2 protein-coding genes are annotated in these 2,864 nt (G+C 51.1%); both read left to right on the top strand.

The features are described from left to right. The first annotated feature begins 165 nt into the window (after positions 1 to 165). Positions 166 to 1,362: an ADP-forming succinate--CoA ligase subunit beta gene (sucC, locus tag AB1690_06370; protein ID MEW6014930.1), complete on the top strand. Its 1,197-nt coding sequence runs from the start codon at positions 166 to 168 to the stop codon at positions 1,360 to 1,362. A gap of 2 nt (positions 1,363 to 1,364) precedes the next feature. After that, on the top strand, positions 1,365 to 2,231 hold the full coding sequence (gene sucD, locus AB1690_06365; protein MEW6014929.1) for a succinate--CoA ligase subunit alpha: 867 nt from the start codon (positions 1,365 to 1,367) through the stop codon (positions 2,229 to 2,231). The last annotated feature ends 633 nt before the right edge of the window (positions 2,232 to 2,864 follow it).

The following is a 2,864-nucleotide window of genomic DNA, read 5'->3' as shown; positions in this document are numbered from 1 at the left end:
ACCAAAGGCACGCCCCTCGGCGTGCCTTTCTATTTGCGGCGCAAACGCTTACAGTCCGCGCGGGAAGAGCGATTATCATTGACTTTCCAAGCGATTGTGATAAATTGCCGTGACGATTTTTTGCAACGAATGAGAATTTCTGAGTGATAAATTTGAGGTATTAGCATGAGACTTTATGAGTACGAAGGCAAAGAGTTATTTGCCAAATTCAAGATACCTATTCCCAAAGGAAAATTGGCCCGGACGCCAGAAGAGGTGGAGGCAATAGTATCGGAACTGAAAGGACCGGCTGTTCTGAAGTCGCAAGTCCTGACCGGCGGGAGAGGGAAAGCCGGCGGAATAAAGATGGCGAATAGTCCGGCCGAAGCGAAAAATGCCGCGCATCAATTGCTCAATTTGAAAATCAAAGGGTTCCCGGTAGAAAAGATGCTGGTGGAGCCGAAACTCGATATCAAGAAGGAATTTTATATCGGCGTTACTATCGACCGCGCCAATTATAAACTGGTGGTGATCGCTTCCGGCGAAGGGGGAATGGATATTGAAACGGTCGCGGAGAAATCGCCCGAAAAAATCTTCAAGAAATATTACGATATCGATGAAGAGATGTATGGATTTGACGCCATCGATATCGCCAAGAAAATCGGGCTTGGTTCGGAGCAGATAAAAGAGGCAAATGCAATTATCACAAGCCTGTTTAAGTTTTTCAAGAAATATGACGCCAAAATGGCGGAAATAAATCCGCTGGTGCTTACCGGTGAGGGAAAACTGATAGCGGCTGACAGCCGGGTATCGCTTGATGACGATGCCGTGTTTCGTCATCCGGAACTGGCGGAAATGGGAATCGAAAAACGTCACGAGGAAGGTGAAATGACTCCCCGCGAGATGCAGGCGAAGGAATGGGATATACCGTATCTGGACCTCGACGGCGATATCGGGATGTTTCCGGGCGGCGCCGGTTTTGGAATCATGGGGAATGATTTCATCCAGTATTATGGCGGCAAACCGGCGAATTTCATGGACAGCGGCGGCGGACCGACACCGGAACGTCTGGCGAAGATGCTGGTGCTTCTGGATGAAAACCCCAATGTAAGGGCGATATTCGGAGCCCGTTTTGGCGGCATTTCCCGCTGCGATGATTTCGCCAAAGGGGTCGTGATGTTCTTGAAAGAGCATGGGCTTTCCAAGCCGATGGTGGTCCGGATGACCGGGAATATGTGGCAGGAAGGGGTGCGGATTTTCGAGGATGCCAAAAAAGAGAATCCGGACAATTTCAAGAATATTGAGTTTCACGGGATTGAAACCCCGATTGAAGAGATTGCCAAGCGGGCGGTGGAACTTGCCAGAACCGCGGGAGGGAGATAATCATGGCTATACTGGTTGATAAGAAGTCGCGGGTGATGGTGCAGGGGATAACCGGCGGGGCGGGAAAGTTTCATGCCAAGAGAATGATGGAGTACGGCACCAATATTGTCGGGGGGACTTCGCCCGGCAAAGGGGGAACATCGGTTGAAGGAAAGCCGGTCTTTGATACGGCGTTTGAATGTGTCAAGGTGGCCGGCGCCGATACCTCGGTGATTTTTCTTCCGGCGCCGTTTGTGAAAGAAGCGGCGATTGAGGCGATACGGGCCGGGGTGAAACTGGTGGTGGTGATACCGGAGCATATTCCGATTCAGGATATGATGGTGGTGCGGAAAGAAGCGGTTAAAAATGGAGTGACTGTAATTGGCGGAAACACAGCCGGGATAATCACGCCGGGGGAGTGCAATATCGGAATTATGCCGGATATCGCGTTCGCGCCGGGGAGAGTCGGAACTGTCAGCCGAAGCGGCTCGATTACATATTATGTCGCCGATACCTTGACCCGCACCGGATATGGTGAGACAACCTGTGTCGGACTGGGTGGCGACCCGGTGCTGGGCTCGACTTTTGATGAGATTCTCTGGATGTTCGAGCAGGATAATAAGACCAAAGCGGTGGTGATGACCGGCGAAATTGGTGGAGTGTACGAGGAGCGGGCGGTCGATACGATAAAGAAAATGAAGACACCGGTGATTGCGATGATAGGGGGGATATTCGCACCTCCGGGAAAGAGGATGGGGCATGCCGGCGCCATAGTGGAAGGGAAGATGGGGACGGCGAAGGAGAAACTGGAGATACTGGCGTCGGCAGGGGCGCATCCGGCAAAGACCTTTCTGGATATACCGGAGATATTGAAGATGTTGAAGGTCTGAATAGAGACCAATCTGATTCGGGCGGCTGCCGAGCCGCCCTTTTTATTGCGAAGCGGGGGGCGTATGAATTTGTATTTTGTTGTGGCACAGTATCTTATTGGTTCGTATTCGTTTCGTTTTTTCATTCTTTGGTCTGCGCCCTGTCTTTGGATTGGTGGTTTTAGGGCGATTTTTGGGTCCATTATGTTTTCTGAGTTGGGCATAGTCGGGGAGATTTCCCTACTGTTTACGCTGGAGAAAATTCACCATTGAAGTAATAGTGATTTTGCCGAAAGAAGGCGTGGTGAGTTTGAGAAGGTCGAAACGGGAGAATGGAAGATGAGCGCTCGGGAACAAGTCAAGCAGCCACCTCAGTGTAGAATCGATAGAACAACCTGACGGAGACCGGCCGCGCACGACAAATTGAGTTTGCAAAATTGAAAATCATCTTATATTGTAAAGAGGCTGACATCAGAGTTCGGCACCGCTAACGGGCTGAGGTTAACGACATAATGTCGGAGGGACAGCATATGCGAGCACGAGTCCTATCTGCAGTGACCATGGGGGTGTTATTACTCCACGGTTGCGGGGATAAGGGGACGGAGGGGGAGAAGGAAATTCGGAAGTGGTCGGTGTCGGGAACAGTGGTGCGGG

Source organism: Candidatus Zixiibacteriota bacterium, from assembly GCA_040753495.1.
GTDB lineage: Bacteria > Zixibacteria > MSB-5A5 > GN15 > PGXB01 > DYGG01.
This window is presented reverse-complemented; position numbering and strand designations above follow the sequence as displayed.